We start from the raw sequence: 20990 nt of genomic DNA, 5'->3' as shown, positions 1-20990 counted from the left end.
TTGACTGGGATGACCAGTTTTCCTGTATAGGGGGGGCTCCATGAGGAAGGAACGCCGTATGAGGATTTCGAGCAGGATGGCCGCGTGGCTCTGCATGGGCGCGCTGGGTTTCGCGCAGCAGGCTCGCGCCGAGGACGACAGGTGGGAGCGCCGGGAGGCTCGCTGGGACGCGGCTCGCCTCGACGAGCAGTGTGGAGAGGTCGCGTCCGACGAGCCCTGCACGCTGGGCAATGCCGAGCGCCGGCAGCTGGTGGACGACCTCTACGAGTACAGCTACCGCGTGCGGGTGGGTCCTGGGAGCTACGACACCATCACCCTGCACCGGGTGGTGCGCGAGCTGGGCCCGTGGGCGCCGGTGCGCACGCAGAAGTCGATCTTCCTGGTGCATGGAGATGCCCTGGGGTTCCGGGGCGCGTTCCTCTCCAGTGCGGGGAGCGCGGCGGTGCCGGCGAGTCAGTCCATCGCCGTCTTCCTGGCGCGCAAGGGCGTGGATGTGTGGGGCATCGACCTGCGCTGGGTGAACGTGCCGGCCGGGACGACGGACTTCTCCTTCATGAAGGACTGGAACCTGGGCCTGCACGCCCGGGACGTGGGGAAGGGCCTGTACCTGGCGCGCGGGTGGCGTGCGTACACGGGCGCCGGCTCGGGGCGGATAGCGCTGTTGGGCTGGAGCCGGGGGGCCACCGTCTCCTACGCCTACCTGAATGAAGAGACGCAGCAGCCGCCGGACAATCGCCACGTGAGCGGCTTCATCCCCGTGGACATGGCCTACGCGTTCGCGCCCGGTGCCACGCAGGAGCGCCAGGCGGCGTGTCAGACGCATGCGGCGCTCGCGCAGGCCCAGGCCTCGGGGCAGTACGAGGGCGGCATGCTGGGGCTGACGCTGCAGGGACTCGCGGGGCTCGCCATCAGCCAGCCCACGGCGCCCTCGAGCCTTCTGGCGGGGAGCACGAACCGGGAGGTGGCGCTCCTCTTCGGCGCGGCGACCCACGCCTTCCAGACCCCGCCCGTCATCCCGGCCTACCACTGGACGGGCGGCCAGTTCAGCGCGGAGGGCCTGCCCACCGGTCTCTCCTGGACGGACGAGCGCTTCTTCTTCGATACCCTGCTGCAGGCCTCGCCCTACCAGAGCATCGGCGAGCAGGTGGACACCCTGGCCATGTGGTGCGGTGCGCCGGACGTCCCGTATGACGACAACCTGGCGCAGGTGCGGGTGCCGGTGCTGTACGTGGGCGCCGCGGGAGGCGTGGGCGGCTACGGCCTGCACAGCCTCTCCCTGCTGGGGAGCACGGACGTCTCGGCCCATGTGGTGCAGCGCTTGCCGGGCACGTACCGCGCCGTGGACTACGGCCACGCGGACCTCTTCCTGGCCGGCGATGCGCAGAGCGCGGTGTGGACGCCCCTCCTCGACTGGGTGCAGCGCCACTGAGGCGCGGCGGGCTCAGGCGGACGCCGCGGCCCGCCCCAGGCCCTCGGCCACGGAGGTGAAGGCGTCCTTCGTCTTCACCCGCTCCTCGCCGAAGCGCTCGCTGTAGAGCCGGCGCACGGCGGGAATCTGCGAGGAGCCTCCGGTGAGGAAGACGGCGTCCACCTCGCCGGCGCCCGCGCAGCGCTCCAGCAGCCCCTCGGTCACCTGGCGCAGCTCGGTGAGCAGGGGCTCGGAGGCGGCCTCGAACTCGGCGCGGGTGATGGGCTCGTGCAGGTGGATGCGGGCCTCCTCGAAGTCGAGCGTGGCCTCCTCCCGCGAGGAGAGCTGCACTTTCACGGCCTCGATGGCGCGGAAGAGCCGGTAGCCGAGGTTGTCCATGACGAGGTCGTACAGGGCCTCGGCCTCGGCGGGCTTGTCACTGGACTCGAGCATCAGCTCCAGCAGCTCCTGGGTGGACTTCTCACGGATGAAGGACATCTCGTGCCAGGAGAGCAGCTTGGACATGACGTGCTGGGGCACCGCCAGCCGCTTGTCGCTGAAGCCCCGCACCTTGTAGGTGGAGCCGGCGCCGAAGCGGGGCAGCAGCTTGTAGCGCATGATTTCGGCGTCGAAGCGGTCACCGCCGATGCGCACGCCGGTGGAGCCCACCACGTCCGCGCGCCGGTCCGGGTTGCCGCGGCGCGAGGGCCCCAGCCGCATGAGCGTGAGGTCCGTGGTGCCGGCGCCGAAGTCGGCCACCAGCACCAGCTCGTCGCGGGTGAGCTGGGCCTCGTAGGAGAGCGCGGCGGCGATGGGCTCGATGAGGAACTGGATGTGGGTGAAGCCGGCGATCTCCGCGGCCTTGCGCAGACGCTGCTCGGCGAGCGCATCCGCCTCGGGGTCCGGGGAGAAGAGGGCGGGGCGGCCGAGCACCACGGACTCGGGGGCGCCGCCGGTGTGGGGAGCGGCGGCCTCGCGGACGCGGCGCAGCAGCAGGGCGACGAGGTCCTCGATGAGCCAGGTGCGGCCGCGGATCTGCGTGGCGCGGAAGGAGGCGCTGTGCAGGAAGGACTTCACGGACTGGATGAAGCGGCCCGTGTGGTCATCGAGGTAGCGGGCGATGGCCGGGGCGCCCGTGTACACCTCGCGCTCGTCCTCGGGGAAGAAGATGACGGAGCGGTAGAGGCGGGGGTCGCTGTAACCGGGCGAGATGGGGAGCACCGTCCCGTCCGGGAGGGCGATGGCGGTGTTGCTGGTTCCGAAGTCGAGTCCGCAGGCGGCCATGGGGGCGCCTCCTCTACGCGCAAACGGTGCGCATGGGTAGTCCCGAGTGCAGGGCCCCTTCAATCCAACAACTGGCGCAGGCCGCGCGTCAGGCGCTCGGCGTGCCAGCGTTGCAGCTCACGGGCCGTCCGGGCGGCGCGCTCGGCCCGCTCCTCACGGACGCGCTCCTGCAACTGGCGCGCGGCGGTGCGCTCGGCGGCGGTGCCCTTCGCGGCGAAACCCTCGAGCAGCCCCAACCGCACATCCGAGTCGTGCAGCTCGCCCAGCAGCTCCTGGAGGGGAACCAGCGCCTCCAGCAGTGCCTCCATCCTCCGGCGCATGGCGGGGCGGAAGAGCTCCGCCTCGTAGCGCAGCTTCTTCACCTCCTTGCGCAGCTCATGGGCCGTGGGGGCGTCCGGTGCGGCCGCGTAGTCCTCCATGAGCCGCTGCACCTCCCGCAGGCGGCGGCGGAGCTGACGGCGGACACGCTGGCCTCCATACCGGCCGGGTCCCTCCAACCGCGCCGCCTCGTCCAGGAGCGCGGGCACCGTCCGCGCGTCCCAGCGCTTCAGCACGCGCCGCAGTTGCTGCTCCTTCGCACCGAGCTGGGACTCCACGCTCGTGCGCAGGGCCTCGAAGCCGGCCCGCTTCGCCGGCTTCTCCTTCCGGGCCGCCTGTTTCAGCCAGGCTCCCTGCACGTGGATGTCGCGCACCTCGCCCAGGGCGTCCTGGAGCTTCTTCACCTCGCGCTCCAGCGGCGCCAGTCCGCCCAGGTGGCGGAACACCTTCAGCGCGGCGCGCAGGCGGCGGGTGGCCACGCGCATGTCATGGATAGCGTCCTCGGTGAGCTGCCCGTCGAGCGTGTCCTGCTCGTGGCGCACGTCGGCCAGGCGGCTGGAGACGAGGCGGCGGGCGGCCTCCTCCAGGCGGCTGTCCGGGCCGAGCCCGCGGATGGGAGTGGGGTGAGGCATGACTCCACGCTTCCTAACGCCGGGCCTTCATCTCGTACACGCTGGCGGCCTTGCCGACCATCTTCCCGGCGGCCTCCGCGCCTTCCCAGCCGAGGATGCGCACGTCCTTGTCCGCGAAGGCGACGGCGGCGGTGAAGAAGTGCTCCAGCTCCTGGCGCTCCCGGCGCGACAGCTCCTGGATGGAGCTCAGGTTCTCCGCGCGTGCCGCGATGATGGGAACGACGAGCAACCGGTCATTGCGCTCCCGGCCACCGCCCCGCTTCTTCTTCTGGTCCACCTTCAGCACGCCGAGCGCGCGGCAGGGGAGCACCACGCCGGGGTAGGTGGATTGATCCCAATACACCAGTGCGTCGAGCGGGTCTCCGTCGGGGGCCTCGGTGCTGGGGATGAAGCCCCAGTCGAAGGGGTAGCGCAGCCCGTGCACCAGCGGTTTGGAGACGGTGAAGGCCCCGAGCTTCGGCTCGTACTTCAGCTTCACCGTGGCGCCCTGGGGCGACTCGACGACGACGTGGAAGGAGCCGTCCTTGCCGCGCAGCGGAATGCGGGTGAGGTCCGTGGTCATGGTGCCGAGGCTCGGACGGACTGCTCCCGGGGACAAGAGCCCCCGGGGGCGAGTTTCACCTCGACGACTTTCGAGGCCCGCGCTCAGGGCGTGGCGGGTTCACTCATGGTGCCCCTCAAGCCAGGCACCTGGGCGGCTACTCGAGCTCCGGCACCTTCATGCCGCGCTGCACGGCCGGGCGGGCGGCCACGGTGTCCATCCAGCGCCGCACGTTGGGCACCGCGGGCAGCAGCTCCGGGTAGAACTGTGTCGCGCCGGCCAGCCACGGGTACGTGGCGATATCCGCCACCGAGTACTCGGGCGCGAGGAACTCGTGCTGCGCCAGGTGCTTGTCCAGCACGCCCAGGATGCGCTCGGACTCCTTCGTGTAGCGCTCGATGGCGTACGGAATCTTCTCCGGGGCGAAGCGCTTGAAGTGGCCGAGCTGCCCCAGCATGGGCCCCACGGCGCTCATCTGGAACATCAGCCACTGCACCGCCTCGGAGCGCGCGCGCGGGTCCGCCGGCAGCAGCTTCCCCGTCTTCTCCGCCAGGTAGAGCAGGATGGCGCCGGACTCGAAGACGGACAGCGGCTTTCCGCCCGGCCCCTGGGGGTCCACGATGGCCGGAATCTTGTTGTTGGGATTGATGGCGAGGAAGTCGGGCTTGAACTGATCGCCCTTCGTGATGTCCACCACGTGGACCTCGTAGGGCAGCCCCAGCTCCTCCAGCGCGATGGACGCCTTGCGCCCGTTGGGCGTCGTGAACGTGTAGAGATCGATCATCGTCCCACCCCCGTCAGTTCGGCGCTCTTGCGCCACAGTGTCTCGGCGCCCTCGTCGCTCCGCGCGGCCTTGGACTCGCGGGCCACCTTGCTCTTGATGAAGTACTTCGCGCTCACGCCCTCCACCTCGGGCGAGGCGGCCAGGTACACCGAGGTGCGGGCGCCGCCCTCGGCCGAGAGCATGAAGGGCGCGGCCAGCTTCACCAGGTGCTTGAAGAAGCCCTCGGAGTTGAGGCCGAAGCCGGTGCGCACCACGCCCGGGTGCAGGCTGTTGACCGTCACCTTCGTGCCCTGCAGCCGCCTGGCCAGGCCCCGGGAGAAGAGGATGTTGGCCAGCTTCGAGTTGCCATAGACCTTGATGCCGCTGTAACCGCCGCGCTCGGCCTGCAGGTCATCGAGGAAGCCGAGCGAGCCCATGCGGTGCCCCTCGGAGGAGACGTTCACCACGCGCGAGGGGCCGCTCTTCGTGAGCAGGTCCATCAGCAGATTCGTGAGCAGGAAGTGGGCGAGGTGGTTGGTGGCGAAGGTGGCCTCGAAGCCATCGGGCGTCACCTTGCGCCGGTCGAGCACGAGGCCGGCGTTGTTGAGCAGCACGTCCAGCCGCGGGTACCGGGCCTGGAAGTCCCGGGCCAGCTGGTGCACGGAGGCCAGCGAGGTGAGCTCGGCGAGCATCAGGTCCAGCTTCGCGTCGGGCACGGTGCGGCGCACCTCGGCGAGCGCGGCCTCGCCCCGGCCCTTGTCACGTCCCGACAGCACCACGGTGGCTCCCGCGCGCGCGAGCGCCCGGGCCGACTCCAGCCCGATGCCCGAGGTGGCTCCGGTGATGAGGCAGACCTTCCCTTGCATGTTTCCCGGCGTCATCTGGTATGGCCCTCCCGAAATGAGCGCCCTCTATAATGCGCCGGGGGGCCCGCGCGCACCCTGACGCGCGAGCCCTGGTTCAGGCTCAGGCATTGGGCGAGGTGGTGCGCTCCTCGATGATGGTGGAGGGAGCGACCTCGTCGCGGCCCGAGGCGGCCGAGCCGTACAGGTGGCTCTCGAGGAACCAGAGGTCCTGCTCCACCTTGCCGAGCGTCTGGGTGAGCAGATCCTCGGTGACCGGGTCGTTGAGATCGCCCGCGCGCTGGATGCTGGCGCGGAGGGTGGAGGCGTAGAGGGTGATGCGGTCCACGAGCACGCGCACGTGGTCGTCGCCGTTCACCGCGCTCAGGTCGTACTCCTCCAGCTCACTGTTCTTGACGGCCAGGCGGATGGTGCCCTGGGCATAGCCTCCGAGAGCGCCCGCGCGCTCGGCGAACTCGTCCGCCTGTTTGCGCACGTGGTCGGCCACGTCGTCGAAGAGCTCATGGCGGCTGATGAAGTCCTTGCCCCGGATGTTCCAGTGGGCCTGCTTCACCTGCCAGTGCAGGTCGATGGCCGTGGCCAGGAGGACGTTGAGCAGCTCGATGAGCTCCGCGCGGGACTCGCGTGGGAGATTGATGTGGCTGGGGAACTTCGTGGTCATGCGTCATCCCTCGTCGTGGTTCCGCCCGGCCGGAAAGCCGACGGTTTCCACAGACGGTGGGGACGGCGGGGGCGCACGCCAACCCGGCCACGCACGTCCGGAGGGCAGGCGGACGTGGAGGGGGACCGGGCGTACGAGCCTCCTGCCTGCCTGTATCCTCCCTTTCCCGCTGTGTCCGGGAGGAGCCCATGGACTGGAAGGTCATCACGCGCGGTGTGCTGTGGAGTCTGGCCGTGTTGCTGCAGGCGTGTGCGGTGGGGCCCAGGGCTTCAAGTGCGTGGTCGCTCTCGACGGCATGGGGTCCCGAGGGCTCTCCAGCAGGGGTGTTGCTCCGCGAGCCGCACAGGGCGCAGACGGAGCTGTCCGAGGCCCGGCGTGCGGAGGCGGAATGCGCGCTGGGGCAGGTGTGGGGACTCGTTCGTGGCGTGGACGAAGTGGGCGCGCGAGTCGAGGTGCGCTTCTGGGCGCACGCGGGGACGCTGACGCTCCTCTCGCATCGCACGTTGGTATGACGTGCTTGACGACTCACGTTCCGCGTCGGCACTGGATACGGCTACGGAGAAGGCTCTCCGGGATGTTGAGTTGCTGCTCGCAAAGGGGTGAGGCGATGCCGTCTGCAAGTTTGCTTTCTGGTTTCGAGCGGATGCTGCAGGTGTGCCAGAAGCATGGAATCGAGCTTCATCAGCAGCCGCCAGTTTCCATTGCGCCAAGAGCAGGAGAGCCCGTCGCGGGACTCCCTTGCGATCCTCTCCTTTCAGCCGTCCATTCCCGAGTGGGAACCCTTGGTGTGTTGGACGGCTTCTTCCTGCTTCCGCTCGAAACCAAAGAGGGAGGGGGGCTTGTCACCGTGAATGAGGAGTGGCGACGGGATGGGTCCGACCCCTTCCGGAGCCTGCTCGTCTTCGCGAAGGAGCAGGCGCTTGCCTACTATTTCGCAACCGTCCCCAGCCTGGCGGATGAGCAGGGGATACAGCCAGTCGTCTGGGTCGATACCTATGAGGACCTGTATGCGCTCCCCATCGCATCGAGTATCGACCGGTTCTTCGACACCTACTCGCACTCCCTGGAGCGTCAGGTGGAGCTCATCCGCGAGGATGCCGGATTCAATGCCAGGCTCGAAGCCGAATTCGGCCCACCGGCCCCAGGCTCCATGCGGGAGCTCTGGTCCAAGGATGGACCGCGCATCAACTTTCCCTGGGAGGTGCCGGATCTCGTTGCCCGGGACGAGCCCCTGGTGAGGCTGTTGCGCGCCGGGCATTTCGACTTCCTGATGGAAGGCTGCGAGGACGCCCACGAGTGGGTGGGCAAGGTCCTGGCGGCGGCCAGCACCTGATTCCAGAGTGGGCTACTGCCGCGGAGCCTGGGCCAGCACCTCCACCGTCGCGGAGATGGCGGCGGGGGCGCTCAGCATGAACGGGTGCGCGGGCACGAAGAAGGTGCGCTCGGTGGCACCGGGCAGGCGCGCGCTGTCGGCCGGGATGACGGTGCTGTCCAGCGGCGTCCAGAAGGAGAAGACCTCGGTGTCTCCGAAGGGCTTCTCGCGGCGGTTCAGCTCGCGCAGGAAGGCGCTGTCCGGGCGCATCTGCACCAGGGCCGGATCCGCCTTCAGGTACGCCGCCCGCGTGCCGTGGTGCGGCCCGGAGATGGACACGAAGCGGCGCACGCGCGGCTGGCCCCCCAGCTCCTGAATCCAGTAGCGCGAGGACAGCGTGCCCTGGCTGAAGGCCACCACGTCGATGCGCCCGGCGCCGGTGCGCTTGCGCATGGGTGCACATGGTGGGCTCCAGGTCGACGGCCAGGCCCGCTGTGTATCAGGTCTCCAACAGGACGAAATCCACCACGGTGTTCCACAGGCGCTCGAACTGGAGCCGGCGGAAGCCGGAGCCCGAGATGAGCCAGTCCACGTGGGGCGGCCGGTGCGAGGGCTGGTCGAAGTGGCCGATCGCATCCAGGTGGTCCGCGCGCACGGCCGTCAGCACCCGCCCGTACACCTGCGAGCGCGTGGGGACGATGCCGTCACAGGCCTGCGGGCCGGGCATGGCGCCGTAGGCCTCCACCAGCGCCGCCGTCTGCGCCGGGGTGTGCAGGGGAATCGCCGTGAGGGGCATGCGCTGGGTGCGTCCGTAGAGGAAGCCGTACACGGTGTGTGTCATCTGGGCGTACGGGTCCAACCCCGCGCTCACCCGCGCGCGCAGCGACGGCGGCCGCGCCTGGGTGATGACCGAGCCGTAGCGCACCCCGGGCCGGTCCAGCGTGCTCGCGTTGAAGAGGTCGATGCCCTCGGGGGTGAGCTGGGGGACGAGCGAGGCGTCGTTGGTCACGTCGCCCAGGAAGCGCACGAGCTCCTCGCGGCGCTCGATGGAGAAGTCGCCCAGCAGCTGCTCGAAGAGCTGGTCCAGGATGGTGGGGCGGAAGCCGAGCTGCTCGTCCCAGCGCGTCAGCAGGCTGCCCAGGCGGAAGGCCACGGTCAGCGGCAGCCGGCCGAAGCGCAGCACGTACACGGTGAAGAGCGACAGCAGTTGCAGCAGCTTCTGTCCGAAGAGCCCCAGGAAGAAGGACGCCAGCGGGGTGCCCGAGTGCGGGGTGGACACCGTCACCACCGTACGCACCCGGCGGGCGAAGGGCTCCACGTCGATGTCATCGCCCAGCATCGCGCCCGGGCTGACGAACAGCCGCGAGTCCAGCCCTCCGGTGGAGTGGCCGATGAGGTGGATGGGGCCATCGTCGTTCTTCGCGCTCGCCTCGATGGCCTTGTAGAGGTCCGCGGCGCGCGTGCGGATGGAGCCGGTGGGGTGCGAGAGCACCTGCACCACCTCGACGTCCACGCCGCGGCGCGCCATCTCCGCCACGAAGTAGTCGCGCACGTGCCCGAAGTAGAGCAGCTCTCCCAGGTTGGCGAAGCCGAAGAAGCCGGGGACCAGGTAGATGTGGTGCTTCGTCGCCATTGTCCCCAACCTTCCGCAGTCCCCGCCTCCAACTCAAGTCCGACGTGCATCCTCCGTCCGCCCGGGTTGACGGCGCGCCACTCCCCGGGCCACAACCCGGCCCTTCTCCCTCCCCAGGAAGGACCACTCGCCCGTGCAACGACTGCTCGCCCTTGGCCTGCTCTTCGCCCTCCCCGCCGCCGCGGAGGAGGGGATGTGGACCTATGACGCCTTCCCCCGGGCCGCCGTGAAGGCCGCCCATGGTTTCGAGCCCTCGCAGGAATGGCTGGACTCCCTGCGGCTGTCCTCCGTGCGCCTGGCCGGGGGGTGCTCGGCGAGCTTCGTGTCCCCGGACGGGCTGGTGATGACCAACCACCACTGCATCCGCTCCTGTGTGCAGGACCTGTCCTCGCCCCAGCGCGACTACCTGGCCACGGGCTTCTATGCGAAGGAGCTGAAGGACGAGCTGCGCTGCCCCAAGGTGGAGGCCAACCAGCTCGTGGCGATGACGGACGTGACCGCGCGCCTCCAGGGCGCCACGAAGGGCCTGAGCGGCGCGGCCTTCAACACCGCGCTCAAGGCGGAGATGTCCACCATCGAGAGCGAGTGCGCCACCGGGCCCGAGGTGCGCTGTGACGTGGTGACGCTCTTCAACGGGGGCAAGTACCAGCTCTACCGGTACCGCCGCTTCCAGGACGTGCGGCTGGCCTTCGCGCCCGAGTTCTCCATGGCCGCCTTCGGCGGGGACGCGGACAACTTCAACTTCCCGCGCTACGGCTTCGACGCGGCCTTCCTGCGCGTCTGGGACGCCAACGGGCAGCCGCTGAAGACGGAGAATTCCCTGCCCTGGGCGAAGGTGGGCGCGAAGGAGGGGGACCTGGTCTTCGTCTCCGGCCATCCCGGCGCCACCCAGCGGCAGCTCACCGTGGCCGAGCTGGAGTTCCAGCGCGACGTGGCGCTGCCGTTCGCGCTGATGTACCTGGCCGAGCGGCGCGGCATGCTGCGCGAGTACGCCTCGACCTCGCCGGAGCGTTTCCGCACCACGCGGGCGCGGTTGCGCTCGGTGGAGAACGCGCTGAAGGCCCTGCGCGGCCGGCACCAGGCCCTGGCCGAGCCCTCGCTGCTCGCCGACAAGCGCAAGACCGAGGCGGACCTCCGCGCGAAGGTGGAGGCGGATCCGAAGCTCAAGGCCACCACCGCGGGCTCCTGGGCGGCCATCTCCCGCGCGCTGGACACCTACCGGCCGATGATCGCCGAGTACCGGCTGAAGGAGGACGGGTATGGCTTCTCGTCCGAGCTCTTCGAGATCGCCCAGCGGCTGGTGCGCGCGGCGGACGAGCTGCCCAAGCCCAACCCGGAGCGGCTGCGCGAGTACACGGAGGGACAGCTCCCCGCCCTGCGCATGGGGCTGCTGCGCGAGGCCCCCATCCCCGCGGAGCTGGAGGTGATTTCACTCACCTTCGGCTTCAACAAGCTGCGCGAGACGCTCGGCGCGGATGATGCGTTCGTGAAGACGGTGCTCGGCCGCGAGGCCCCGGAGGAGCTGGCGCGCGCGCTGGTGAAGGGCACGAAGCTCTTCGACGTGAAGGAGCGCAAGCGGCTGCTCGACGGCGGCAAGGCGGCGGTGGAGGCCTCGAAGGAGCCGATGATCGTGCTGGCGCGCCGGGTGGACGCGCAGGCGCGCGAGGTGCGCAAGCGCTACGAGGACACGGTGGAGTCGGTGCTGAAGAAGAATGGCGAGTTGCTCGCGCAGGCCCGGCTGGCGGCCTACGGCACCACGGGCTACCCGGACGCGACCTTCACCCTGCGCCTCAACTACGGCACGGTGAAGGGCTGGGACGAGGGCGGGCGCCAGGTGCCTCCGATGACGACGTTCGCCGGTGCGTATGAGCGCCACACGGGCAAGGAGCCCTTCCGGCTGCCGGACTCGTGGATGAAGGCCCGCGGCCAGGTGCCCGGCGAGACGCCCTTCGACATGGCCACGACGAACGACATCATCGGGGGCAACTCGGGCTCGCCCATGGTGGACCGCGAGGGCCGCGTGGTGGGGCTCATCTTCGATGGCAACCTGCACTCGCTGGGTGGCGAGTATGCCTATGTGCCGGAGAACAACCGCGCCGTGGCCGTGCACGGCGAGGGCCTGCTGCGGGCCCTCGAGCACATCTACGGCGCCGGGCGGCTCGTGAAGGAGCTGCGCGCGAACCAGCGGTAGACCCTCGCCCCCACCCTCTCCCAGAGGGAGAGGGTGCTCAGGCCGCCACCGAGCCGCTGAGCTTCCTCACCCGGCCCGAGATGGCGGTCGGGTTGAGGATGTTGTCGAACATCGGGCTCGTCTTCTCCGCCGCCTTGCGGATCTCCTCCAGCGTGGCGGCGTCCGCGTCCGTGTCCACCTCCACCGTGTACTGCAGCTCGGAGAAGCCCGCGCGCACCTTCGGGTCCAGGTTCAGGTAGCCCCTCAGGTCGAACGGCGCGCTCACCTTGATGCGCAGGTTGCGGTAGTCCAGCCCCCTCATCCGCGCCTGCGTCACCCAGCCGATCGTCAGGCACGTGCCCAGCGAGGCCAGCAGCAGCTCCATCGGATCGATGTGCTGATCCTTTCCGCCCAGCGCCGTGGGCTCGTCCGTCTCGAGCGTGAAGGAGCGGGCCTTCGTCACCGCCTGCGCCCCGTCCCGCCACTCCGTCACCGTCTCGAAGCGGCCCTTGCCCGCCTCCGGGTTGGCCGCCACGTGCGCCTTCGTCTTCTGCATCGTGTCGAGGTCGAGCGTGCAGCAGCTGCCGGTGATGGTGTCCATGCTGTCTCCAAGGTGTTCGAGGGGCGCTGAAGCTAGGTCGCTGCCATTCCAGGCCGCAACCCACCACCCGGGCACGGTCCTCCGTGACACGGGCTCCCCACCCGCCGTCACAGCGCGCGGCGGCCTGCACCCACGGTGCCCCACGCCCAGTACAGAAGCGTGCCCAGCACTCCCGCCCAGGGCACGTACGGCACTCCCGCGAGCACGCCCTCCATGCACAGGCGGATGCGGCACTCGGGCCGGTCCAGGGTGGCGCAGGCGCCGAGCAGCAGCGGCACGTGGCACGCGAGGTAGCCCATGGCCAGCCCTCGCAGCACGTCCCCGCGCACCCACCGGCGCGTCAGCACCCGCCACAGCGTGGGCAGCGCCACCAGCGTGGCCAGCGCGCTGAGCACCAGCTTCTGCTCCCGCACGTGCGTGGCCACCCACAACACGCCCACCGTCGCCAGCAGCGGCGGCCAGAGTGGAGCGTGGGGATCCTGTGGGTCCTCGGGTGCCGACATGGGTGCAGGCTCGCCCGCCACAGTAACAGGGCGACACTCCCGTGACGCCCTGTGTCGGCTCCCGGACTCTCGCTCTCCCCGTGCGTTGTGCGCTGCGTCAGTAATACTTACGTTCATCCGAGCCAACAGGTGGGATTAGGCGCGGCTGTCTGGCTGCCCCCGGGCAGACCAGGTGAGTGTCTCTCAAGTAACATTCGCTTTCGTGGCGGGGGGGAGAAGGAGACGCGTTGATGATGGCGGAAGTGCCGCAACCGGAACCCAGGAAGGTAGCGGCCATCATGTTCACGGACATGGTGGAGCTCAGCCCCGAGGCTCGGCGGGACGAGGCGCTCAACCAGGAGCTGCGTCAGGAGCATGGCCGGCTGGTACGCGGTCTGCTCACCGGTCATGGAGGCCGGGAGATCAAACAGTTGGAAGATGGTTTCCTCGTCGAGTTCGACGAGGCCCTGCCCGCGGTGGCCTGCGCGCTGGAGTTGCAGTCGGCGCTGTGCGCGCGCAACGAATGTGTCCCGCAGACGCGCCGGGTGGAGCTGCGCATCGGCATCCACCTGGGCTCGGTGGTGCACCGGGATGGCGACATCTTCGGCGAGGGCGTCAACGTGGCCGCCCGCCTGGAGTCGCTCGCCCGGCCCGGCTCCCTCTACGTCAGTGAGCCGGTGGTGCAGCAGGTGCAGAGCCAGGTCCTGGCGCCCGTGGTGCGTCTGGGCCGGGGAGACCTGAAGAACATCCGCCTGCCGGTGCCCGTCTACCGCATCGATCCGCCCGTGCGCCGGCGCCGTGCCTCGTGGATGTCCCGCCTGCGCGACCTGCTGCGGACCGGGAGCTGAGCTCGCGCGGCGCGGGGGCGCTGTAAGGTGCGCCCCCATGAAAGAGCTCACCCTCGTCGTCGCCTCGAAGAACTACTCCTCCTGGTCGCTGCGGCCCTATCTCGCGCTCGCCCACACCGGGCAGCCCTTCCGCGAGGTGGTGGTGCCGCTGGGCCAGGCGGACACCGCCGCGAGCATCGCGAAGTACTCGCCCAGTGGCCGGGTGCCGGCGCTGCTGCACGGGGACCTCGTCATCTGGGACTCGCTGGCCATCTGCGAGTACCTCGCCGAGCAGTTCCCCCAGGCGAAGCTGTGGCCCCAGGACAGCGCCGCGCGCGCCCTGGCCCGCTCCGTCACCGCGGAGATGCACTCGGGCTTCGCCCACCTGCGCAACCACATGCCCATGAACCTCCACGCCCGCAGGCCCGGCGAGGGCCGCGCCCCCGGCGTCGCCGAGGACATCTCCCGCATCACCTCGCTGTGGACGGAGTGCCGCACGCGCTTCGGCCAGGGCGGGCCGTTCCTCTTCGGCGCCTTCTCCATCGCGGATGCCTTCTACGCGCCCGTCGTCACGCGCTTCGTCACCTATGACGTGGAGCTGGACGCGGTGGGCGCCGCCTACAGGGACGCGGTGCTCGCCCTGCCGGCGATGAAGGCCTGGACGGAGGCCGCGCGCCACGAGCCGCCCGTGGCGCGCTACGAGAAGAAGTAGCCGCTACAGCCCCAGCGCCTTCAGCTGCGCGTCGAAGGCCTGGGCGGTGGTGAAGAGGTGGCCGCGGATGCCCAGCGCGCTCGCGGCCTGGACGAACTCGGGGATGTCGTCGAAGAAGGCGGCCTCCTGGGGCTCGCAGCCCGCGTGCTTCAGGGCCTCCTGGTAGATGGCGGGCTCGGGCTTCACCAGGCCCACCTCGCAGCTGAGCACCAGGTGATCGAAGCGCTCCAGCACCGGCAGCCTCGGCCGCAGCCAGGCCATGTGCAGCACGTTGGTGTTGGACAGCAGCACCAGCTTCACCCGCCCCACCAGCCCCCGCACCCGCGGCAGCACCGCCTCGTGCACGGTGAAGTGGCTGCTCCACAGGGCGTTGAACTCCTCGGCCGGCAGGTCCACCCCCAGCGCGCCACACACGTCGCGCCGGATGCCCTCGGCGCCGACGAGACCCCGGTTGGCCGCCGTCCAGCCCGCGCCCGCCAACCGGCGCTCGGCCTCCGCGGGCGGGAGCCCCGCCCTCGCCCCCAGCCTGCGGAACAGCAGGGCATTGTCGTGGAAGACGAGAACGTTGCCGAGGTCCAGGATGATGGCGCGAGGTGGAGGGCTCATGGACCGGGTTTTATACCCGGTAGCTGCGCGCTACGTGCTGCATCTGCTCGGCCACCTCGCGCAACGACTGCGTCACGCGCTGGGTGGCCTGCAGTCCCACCATGGTGTCGTGCATCAGGCTGGAGAGGTCCGTCAGGGCGCCGAAGATTTCATTGATGCCCGCGTTCTGCTGGCTCACCGCGCCGGAGATCTGCCGCACCGCGTTCATGTTGTCCTGCACGATGCCGCTGAGCGCCTGGATGCTCTCGCCGCTGGTGCGCGCCTGCGCCAGGCCCGCCTCCATGCGCGCCTGGCCCTGCTCGCTCAGCTCCACCGTCTTGCGGATGGCCTGGGTGATGTCCTCGAGCAGCCCTCCCACCTGGCCGGTGGAGTGGATGGACTGGTTGGCCAGGGTGCGGATCTCCTTGGCCACGATGCCAAAGCCCTTGCCGTGCTCGCCGGAGCGCACCGCCTCGATGGCCGCGTTGAGCGCCAGCATGTTGGAGCGGTCCGCCAGCCCCTTCACCGTCTGGGTGATGCCGCCGATGCGCTGGGCGCGCTCGTTGAGCCCGCTGATCTGCTCGGACATCTCGTTCACCTGGTCGCGCAGCGCCTGGAAGCCCCCCATGCTCTCGGCCAGCGCGCGGGCGCCGCTCTGGCCCAGCTCATCGGCGCGCGTGGCCACCGTCAGCACCGCGGCGGCGCGCTCGGCCGCCACCTCCGACGTCTGTTTGATCTCCTGCGCCGTCACCTGCGTCTGCTGCAGGGCCGCCGCCTGGCGGGTGAGGTTGTTCTCCTCCTGCTCGGCGGCGCGCGTCAGCTCGGCCACGGTGTCGGTGAGCACCTGCGTGCCGCGCTGCAGGCTCTCGGTCGTCTCGCGCAGGTGGTCCACCAGCTGCACGAAGGAGCGGGCCAGCTCGCCCACCTCGTCGTCCGAGCGCACGTCGGGCTTCTGGGTGAGGTCTCCCTCCTGGACGATGCGGTGCACCACCTGGCTCAGCCGGGTGATGGGGGCGGTGATGCCGCGCGACAGCAGCAGGGCGGCCAGGGCGGCCAGCCCCGCCACGGCCAGCACCGCCGCCGCGATGCCGGCGCGCATCTGGTTCATCCGGGCGTAGACCTCCTCCGGATCCGAGAGGGCCACGAAGCGCCAGCCATCGCCCACGTCCGGAATCTCCGGCCCGTTGATGGCCTGCTCGGCCACGGCGTCGGGGATGTTCCAGGCGTCCTTGCCCCGCGAGTCGAAGAGCACCGCGCCCGAGGCGGTGCGCACCTCCAGGGCGAAGCTCTCGTTCTTGCGCGAGCGGGCGCGGGCCAGCGCGGCCTTCACCACCTCGCCCACCTGGCCCCAGTCATACGCGGCCAGCAGCACGCCCAGCCGCCGCCCGCCCCGCGACTCCATCACCGGCGCCGCCAGGTGCAGCACCTGCATGCCGAAGACGGGGTCCTCCTGGGTGAGCGTCGTGCTGGTGAAGCGCCCCTCCTGGGCCGCCTTGAACCAGGCCGCGTCGCGCACCAGCGCCTCCTGTCCCGCGAAGGAGTCGCGCAGGGCCGGCGTGCTGGCGGACACGGCCCGGCCGTCCTCGGTGAAGAGCACCAGCCCGGTGAAGGTGGTGTAGCGCAGCTGCAGCCGCGACAGCACTCCGTCGCTCAGCGCGTAGGTGTCGCGCTGCAGCGACTCGCGCAGCAGCGTGTCCTCCGCCCAGCTGCGCACGCTCGTCTCGCGCTCCACCAGCGAGGCCTCCACCAGATCCTTCAGGCCCTCCGCCTCGATGCGGAGCATCTCGTGCACCTGCGCCTGCATCATCCGTTGGGTGCTGCTGACCCCCGCCCACGTGGAGAGCAGCAGCGGCACGACGGCCAGCAGGGTGACGTACAGCGTCAGGCGGCCGCGCAGCTTGAGGGTGCCGATCAGGGGAAGTTTCATGAATCTCGTGACGTCCGCGGGATGGCGCCGAGAGGACCCCAATGTCCTCACAGCCGACGCCTCCTCCCTCCTGTACCACGGAGCGCGCCCGAGCGGCGCGGCCACGTACCAGGATGTAGGCCCAGGTGGGGGCTCCAGACGGACGAGGCCCGGAGCGGGAAGGAGCTCCGGGCCGCCTGCCTGTGCGGCTGCCTACCTAGGAGAGCGGGATGCGCTCGGGCAGCTCGCGGTCCGGCACGTTCATGTAGTCCGCCCGGAAGTCGAGCATCAGCCGCTGGTGCACGCGGGGGCTGATGAGCTTGCGCAGCAGGCCGAGCAGTCCGGGCGGGGCGGCGATGACGAGCCGGTCGTAGGCGTGGTCATTCAGGCCACGCTCCAGCCGGGCGGAGAGCTCGCGGGCGAAGCGATCGATCTCCAGCTGCTGGCGAGCATCGGGCTGGTTCTCGGGTTGGGGTTTGTGCAGGGAGCCGGCGTTGGGGTTGTCCGGCTGGTTGAGCAGCTGCCGGGACATGGACCGGCTCTCCTCGTGGTGGAACTCCTCCTTGAGGTTCCAGACCTCCGCGCGCTCATCCGTCGAGAAGAGCTTGGCCCGGCTCCCATTGGCCACCAATATCCACAGCGCGTCCGCCATCGTTCATCCTCCTGCCTCTTGAGGTGCGGACCCCCACCGTCCCCGGCAAGCTTCCTTCCCCCGGGGCACCCGTGCCGGGGCGCCGGGCGGGCGGGCGCCGGGGCACCTTCCCTGGAGCCGGGGGCCTGGCATATGCCCGGGGGGCGACCGGGGATGCACCCCGGGACGGAAGCTTTTTCGGCGGGAGGCCGAGGACGATGCGCGAGATGGGTGAAGCGGCGGCCAGCTGGCTGGTGGGCAGGCTGGGGGAGATGGAAGAAGCGCTCGCCGCGCTGGTGGAGGTGAACTCCTGGACGGAGAACGCGGAGGGCGGCCGCGAGGTGGGTGCCCTGCTGCGCGAGCAGTTCACCATGCCGGGGCTGGCGGCGGAGGTGGTGAAGAGCACGCGGTACGCGGACCACCTGGTGTTCCGCTCGGAGGGCCGGGCGGGGCTGGCGCCGGTGGCGCTGGTGGGCCATCTGGACACGGTGTTCCCCCCGGGCAAGTTCGAGGGCTACCGGAAGGATGGGGCGCTGCGGCGCGGGCCGGGCGTGCTGGACATGAAGGGCGGGCTCGTCGTCATCGCGTGGGCGCTCAAGGCGCTCGCGGCGTCGGGGGGCCTGGAGAAGCTGCCGCCGCTGCGGCTGGTGGTGGTGTCGGACGAGGAGGTGGGCTCGCCCGAGGGCGCCGAGGTCATCCGCAAGGCGATCGCCGGAGCGGGGGCGTGCCTCGTGTTCGAGTCCGGCCGGGCGGCGGACGCCATCATCACCCGGCGCAAGGGCACCGGCATGGCCGTGGCGGTGGCGCATGGCAAGGCCGCCCACGCGGGCAACGCGCACCAGGAGGGGGCCAACGCGTTGTGGGCGATTGCCCGCTTCGTGGACCGGGTGCAGCAGCTCACCGACTACCCGCGTGGCATCACCGTCAACGTGGGCAAGGTGACGGGAGGGCAGGGGAAGAACACGGTGCCGGACCACGCGGTGGCGGAGGTGGACCTGCGCTTCTGCACGCGCGCGGACGGGGAGGAGCTGGTGCGGCGCTTCGGTCAGGCGGCCGAGGAGGCCGCGGCCGGCGTTCCCGGCACGCGCATCGAGGTGAAGGGTGGGGTGGCCCGTGAGCCGCTCGAGCGCACCGAGGCCTCCGCGGCGCTGATGGCGGCGTATGGCGCGTGTGCCCACGCGTCCGGGCTGGGCCATGGCGAGGCGCCGCTGGTGGGCGGTGGCTCGGACGCGAGCACCTCGTCCGCCATGGGGATTCCGTCCATCGACGGGCTGGGCCCTCGGGGCAAGGGCTTCCACACGGTGGACGAGTTCATCGAGGTGGACACCCTGATTCCCAAGGCCCAGGCGCTGGTGCGCTACCTCGTGTCGCGCGCGGGGTAGGCCGAGGGTTGCCGGGAGCGGGGCTGGCAACGGCTCCGCTTCCAGCGGTGGGATTCAGACTTCCTCGTCGGGCAGGAGCGTGCGCAGCAACTCGTCATCGGGGTTGAGCGGGCGCCAGCCAGGAGGGGGCGGAGTGGCGAGGAGCGAGTCGCCAGCCCTTCTTACACGCTCCTTATGTGTTTCAGGAGCGTCGGCCGTCCATGCTCCGAGCGCCAAGGCAACCTCTCCACGGTTTGCATCGTCCAGTACGGACGGCCAGCCGTCAGGGAGGCTTTCCGCAAGTTCGCGCACGAGAACATCACGCACAAAGCGTGTAACCCGGTGACTTCGCTCTGCCTCGGCAAGCAACCCCCCTGAACACCAGCACCCCGGCGACGTCGTCCTTGCCAAGCTCCTCGGCCAGCAAATACACAGGAACGCCGGGGCGCGCCTCGGCGAAAGCGGTGAGGGAGTCGTAGCCGTGCTCGCGTACCCGCTCATACAGGCGGGCCACCCAGTTGCCCCGCCAAGCCCGTCCGCTGCTCATCGCCCTCTCCAGTAGGTGGAATTCAGACTTCCTCGTCGGGCAGGAGTGTGAGCAGTAGCGCGTCGTCGGGGCCGAGTGGGCGCCAGCCGGGCCGTGGTGGCGTGGCGAGCAACGCATCGCTGGCCCGGTTGACGCGCGCCTGGTGCGTCGCCGGAGTGAAGCCAAACCAGGAGCCGAGCGCCATGGCAACTTCCAAACGGGCTTCATCGTCCATGACGGACGGCCAGCCGTCAGGGAAGCTCTCGTGGAGTTCACGCACAAATTGGCTGCGCACCAGGCGAGTTACCTGATGGCTTCGCTCAGCCTCATCAACCAGTCCCTTGAATACCTGCACCGCGTTGAGGTCGTCCCCTAGTTCATCGGCCAGCTCAACCAGGGGGAGGGTCGGGTGTGCGTCTGCGAAGGCGGTGAGCGAACCGAAACCGCGAGCACGAACCCGCTCATACATGCGGGCTGTCCAGTGGCCCTGCCAGGACCGGTTCTCGCTCATCACCTTCTCCCCGGGACGAAGTTCATCGGGATCTTATAGCGCTTCATCTCTCTTGCGATGAGCTTCAGGATCGCATTCGGTGTCAACATACGGCCTGCCTTGGACTCAGCTTGGCGCAGTACGCTCATAATCATCTGGTTCCATTCGTCGGGCCAGGTGCGCCCCAGCTTCCAGTTCCCCCCACCGTGGATGGCCTGGTGGTGTGCCTGCTCCAGTTTCACGCAGAACTGGTCGATGTCCATCTCGCCGATAAAGCCGCGCTTCTCGAACCACTCGCGGAACTCCTGCGGCATGACGTGGTGCCGGGGTGGCTCGGCCATGCCAGCCCCCGCTCTGTCCGTCACGCGCATGCCCCGCACCTCGGGCCCCTCGCCCAGCGCCTCGCGCACGCCGCGCGGCAACTCCCCGTGCGCCATCATCACCTGGCCGGCCTGTATGCGTACGGCCGCGCTGACGGCGGGAAGGGAGAGGACGCCGGCCCGCACCAGCCGCTGCATCATCTCCACCCACTCGGCGGAGACGACAAGGCGCGTGCCCATCATCACGCCGTGCGAGCCCACCACGAAACCCATGCCCAGCGTCGCAGGAGCCGCCGCGCGCAGCGCGGGCAGGGTGAACTTCAGCGCCGACACCAGGGTGAGTGCCTCCGCGGCCTCCTTGAGCACCAGTATCTTCTGGAGGGTCTCCGCTCCCTTGCGCACGGTCTCTCGCAATGCCTCGAACTCGCGGGTGAGGTGACCCACCAGGGCGGGCATGTCCTCCGCCGTCGCCTCCACCCGCGCGGGCTCCAGGGAGGAGAGCGCCGTCAGGGCGGGCTCGAGCAGCGTCTGGAAGCGGTCCATGTCCACGTACAACCACTCCACGCTGTAGAGGCGGCGGGAGAGCGCGTCGTCGGTGAGGAGGAGGAAGTCGAACCAGACGGCCACCAGCAGGGCACCGAGCATGGCGGCCTCCAGCCGGGGGCCGGCCAGGCGCAGCAGGGCCAGCTGCATGTCCGGGTCCTCCACTTGGGAGGCGGCGGTGGCCAGGCGGGTGGCGGCGGCCAACTCGGCGTCCATCCACCGCAGCTGACGTTCCCCATGGTCGACGTAGCGGACGAAGATGCCGTTGCCCGCACGAGCGATGCCCTGGTGGCTGGCCCGGAGTCTGGGCAGCTCACGGGAAAGGCGGCGGGTGGAGGCGGACACCTCGTCCACGGCCCCCAGCAAAGCCAGGTGGGACGCCAGGGCGCTCCCCCGTGCCTGGGTGTCCGCATCGCCCGGG

Annotated in this window: 22 protein-coding genes and 1 pseudogene; 7 read left to right on the top strand and 16 right to left on the bottom strand. The window is 70.0% G+C overall.

Annotated features, from left to right (window positions below; genetic code table 11):
- Positions 1–76 precede the first annotated feature (76 nt).
- A complete protein-coding gene (locus AC16DP_RS19355; protein ID WP_329727476.1) occupies positions 77–1429 on the top strand; it encodes a hypothetical protein in 1353 nt (450 codons plus the stop codon).
- 12 nt (positions 1430–1441) lie between these two features.
- Here AC16DP_RS19355 and AC16DP_RS19350 read toward each other — a convergent pair whose 3' ends face one another.
- From AC16DP_RS19350 to dps, 6 genes are all read right to left on the bottom strand, one after another.
- Positions 1442–2692 (bottom strand): Hsp70 family protein, encoded by a 1251-nt coding sequence (locus tag AC16DP_RS19350; RefSeq protein ID WP_329727477.1) that lies wholly within the window; start codon positions 2690–2692, stop codon positions 1442–1444.
- Positions 2693–2751: 59 nt separating this feature from the next.
- Complete coding sequence (locus AC16DP_RS19345; protein WP_329727478.1) at positions 2752–3642, bottom strand: CHAD domain-containing protein; 891 nt, start codon at positions 3640–3642, stop codon at positions 2752–2754.
- A 13-nt stretch (positions 3643–3655) separates the two neighbouring features.
- A complete protein-coding gene (locus AC16DP_RS19340; protein ID WP_329727479.1) occupies positions 3656–4204 on the bottom strand; it encodes an inorganic diphosphatase in 549 nt (182 codons plus the stop codon).
- A 136-nt stretch (positions 4205–4340) separates the two neighbouring features.
- Entirely contained in the window at positions 4341–4967 is a 627-nt protein-coding gene (locus tag AC16DP_RS19335; protein ID WP_329727480.1) for a glutathione S-transferase N-terminal domain-containing protein, read from the bottom strand.
- Positions 4964–5812 (bottom strand): SDR family oxidoreductase, encoded by an 849-nt coding sequence (locus tag AC16DP_RS19330; RefSeq protein WP_329727481.1) that lies wholly within the window; start codon positions 5810–5812, stop codon positions 4964–4966. Before AC16DP_RS19330 ends, AC16DP_RS19335 begins: the two co-directional genes overlap by 4 nt.
- 100 nt (positions 5813–5912) lie before the next feature.
- A complete protein-coding gene (gene dps / locus AC16DP_RS19325) occupies positions 5913–6470 on the bottom strand; it encodes a DNA starvation/stationary phase protection protein Dps (protein ID WP_329727482.1) in 558 nt (185 codons plus the stop codon).
- A gap of 188 nt (positions 6471–6658) precedes the next feature.
- Between dps and AC16DP_RS19320 the strand changes: the two genes are divergently transcribed.
- The gene (locus tag AC16DP_RS19320; RefSeq protein WP_329727483.1) at positions 6659–6982 is read left to right on the top strand and encodes a hypothetical protein; all 324 of its coding nucleotides are present in this window, start codon (positions 6659–6661) and stop codon (positions 6980–6982) included.
- Positions 6983–7260: 278 nt separating this feature from the next.
- Positions 7261–7803, top strand: a complete 543-nt coding sequence (locus AC16DP_RS19315; protein WP_329727484.1) for a hypothetical protein — start codon at positions 7261–7263, stop codon at positions 7801–7803.
- A 12-nt stretch (positions 7804–7815) separates the two neighbouring features.
- Here AC16DP_RS19315 and AC16DP_RS19310 read toward each other — a convergent pair whose 3' ends face one another.
- Both AC16DP_RS19310 and AC16DP_RS19305 read right to left on the bottom strand, forming a co-directional pair.
- Positions 7816–8235 carry a lipase family alpha/beta hydrolase gene (locus AC16DP_RS19310; protein ID WP_329727485.1) on the bottom strand — a complete coding sequence of 140 codons (420 nt, stop codon included), beginning with the start codon at positions 8233–8235 and terminating at the stop codon, positions 7816–7818.
- 46 nt (positions 8236–8281) lie between these two features.
- Complete coding sequence (locus AC16DP_RS19305) at positions 8282–9415, bottom strand: esterase/lipase family protein (protein WP_329727486.1); 1134 nt, start codon at positions 9413–9415, stop codon at positions 8282–8284.
- Between the two features lie 193 nt (positions 9416–9608).
- Here AC16DP_RS19305 and AC16DP_RS19300 point away from each other — a divergent pair, with 193 nt between their 5' ends.
- The gene (locus AC16DP_RS19300) at positions 9609–11606 is read left to right on the top strand and encodes a S46 family peptidase (protein WP_329727498.1); all 1998 of its coding nucleotides are present in this window, start codon (positions 9609–9611) and stop codon (positions 11604–11606) included.
- 37 nt (positions 11607–11643) lie between these two features.
- Here AC16DP_RS19300 and AC16DP_RS19295 read toward each other — a convergent pair whose 3' ends face one another.
- Positions 11644–12186 carry an OsmC family protein gene (locus tag AC16DP_RS19295; RefSeq protein WP_329727487.1) on the bottom strand — a complete coding sequence of 181 codons (543 nt, stop codon included), beginning with the start codon at positions 12184–12186 and terminating at the stop codon, positions 11644–11646.
- A 107-nt stretch (positions 12187–12293) separates the two neighbouring features.
- Positions 12294–12689, bottom strand: a complete 396-nt coding sequence (locus AC16DP_RS19290) for a hypothetical protein (RefSeq protein WP_329727488.1) — start codon at positions 12687–12689, stop codon at positions 12294–12296.
- Positions 12690–12919: 230 nt separating this feature from the next.
- Between AC16DP_RS19290 and AC16DP_RS19285 the strand changes: the two genes are divergently transcribed.
- Together AC16DP_RS19285 and AC16DP_RS19280 are read left to right on the top strand one after the other, a co-directional pair.
- Positions 12920–13516, top strand: a complete 597-nt coding sequence (locus AC16DP_RS19285) for an adenylate/guanylate cyclase domain-containing protein (protein ID WP_483956815.1) — start codon at positions 12920–12922, stop codon at positions 13514–13516.
- A gap of 37 nt (positions 13517–13553) precedes the next feature.
- Positions 13554–14207 carry a glutathione S-transferase family protein gene (locus tag AC16DP_RS19280; protein ID WP_329727489.1) on the top strand — a complete coding sequence of 218 codons (654 nt, stop codon included), beginning with the start codon at positions 13554–13556 and terminating at the stop codon, positions 14205–14207.
- 3 nt (positions 14208–14210) lie between these two features.
- Here AC16DP_RS19280 and AC16DP_RS19275 read toward each other — a convergent pair whose 3' ends face one another.
- The 3 genes from AC16DP_RS19275 to AC16DP_RS19265 form a co-directional block, all read right to left on the bottom strand.
- Positions 14211–14813: an HAD family hydrolase gene (locus tag AC16DP_RS19275; protein WP_329727490.1), complete on the bottom strand. Its 603-nt coding sequence runs from the start codon at positions 14811–14813 to the stop codon at positions 14211–14213.
- Between the two features lie 10 nt (positions 14814–14823).
- Positions 14824–16719 carry a methyl-accepting chemotaxis protein gene (locus AC16DP_RS19270; protein WP_329727491.1) on the bottom strand — a complete coding sequence of 632 codons (1896 nt, stop codon included), beginning with the start codon at positions 16717–16719 and terminating at the stop codon, positions 14824–14826.
- 196 nt (positions 16720–16915) lie between these two features.
- On the bottom strand, positions 16916–17350 hold the full coding sequence (locus AC16DP_RS19265) for a host attachment protein (protein WP_329727492.1): 435 nt from the start codon (positions 17348–17350) through the stop codon (positions 16916–16918).
- 197 nt (positions 17351–17547) lie between these two features.
- Between AC16DP_RS19265 and AC16DP_RS19260 the strand changes: the two genes are divergently transcribed.
- On the top strand, positions 17548–18711 hold the full coding sequence (locus tag AC16DP_RS19260) for a M20 family metallopeptidase (RefSeq protein ID WP_329727493.1): 1164 nt from the start codon (positions 17548–17550) through the stop codon (positions 18709–18711).
- 54 nt (positions 18712–18765) lie between these two features.
- On the opposite strand, the pseudogene AC16DP_RS19255 reads toward AC16DP_RS19260, so the two are convergent.
- From AC16DP_RS19255 to AC16DP_RS19245, 3 genes and pseudogenes are all read right to left on the bottom strand, one after another.
- A pseudogene (locus AC16DP_RS19255) lies at positions 18766–19237 on the bottom strand (NUDIX hydrolase).
- A gap of 22 nt (positions 19238–19259) precedes the next feature.
- Positions 19260–19727 carry an NUDIX hydrolase gene (locus AC16DP_RS19250; RefSeq protein WP_329727494.1) on the bottom strand — a complete coding sequence of 156 codons (468 nt, stop codon included), beginning with the start codon at positions 19725–19727 and terminating at the stop codon, positions 19260–19262.
- A partial coding sequence (locus AC16DP_RS19245) for a DUF2380 domain-containing protein (RefSeq protein ID WP_329727495.1) occupies positions 19727–20990 on the bottom strand: 1264 nt, incomplete at its 5' end. The genes AC16DP_RS19245 and AC16DP_RS19250, both read right to left, overlap by 1 nt.

This window comes from Archangium sp. (genome assembly GCF_057119385.1).
The sequence above is the reverse complement of the archived record's forward strand: the minus strand, read 5'-3'. Positions and strand labels throughout refer to the sequence as shown.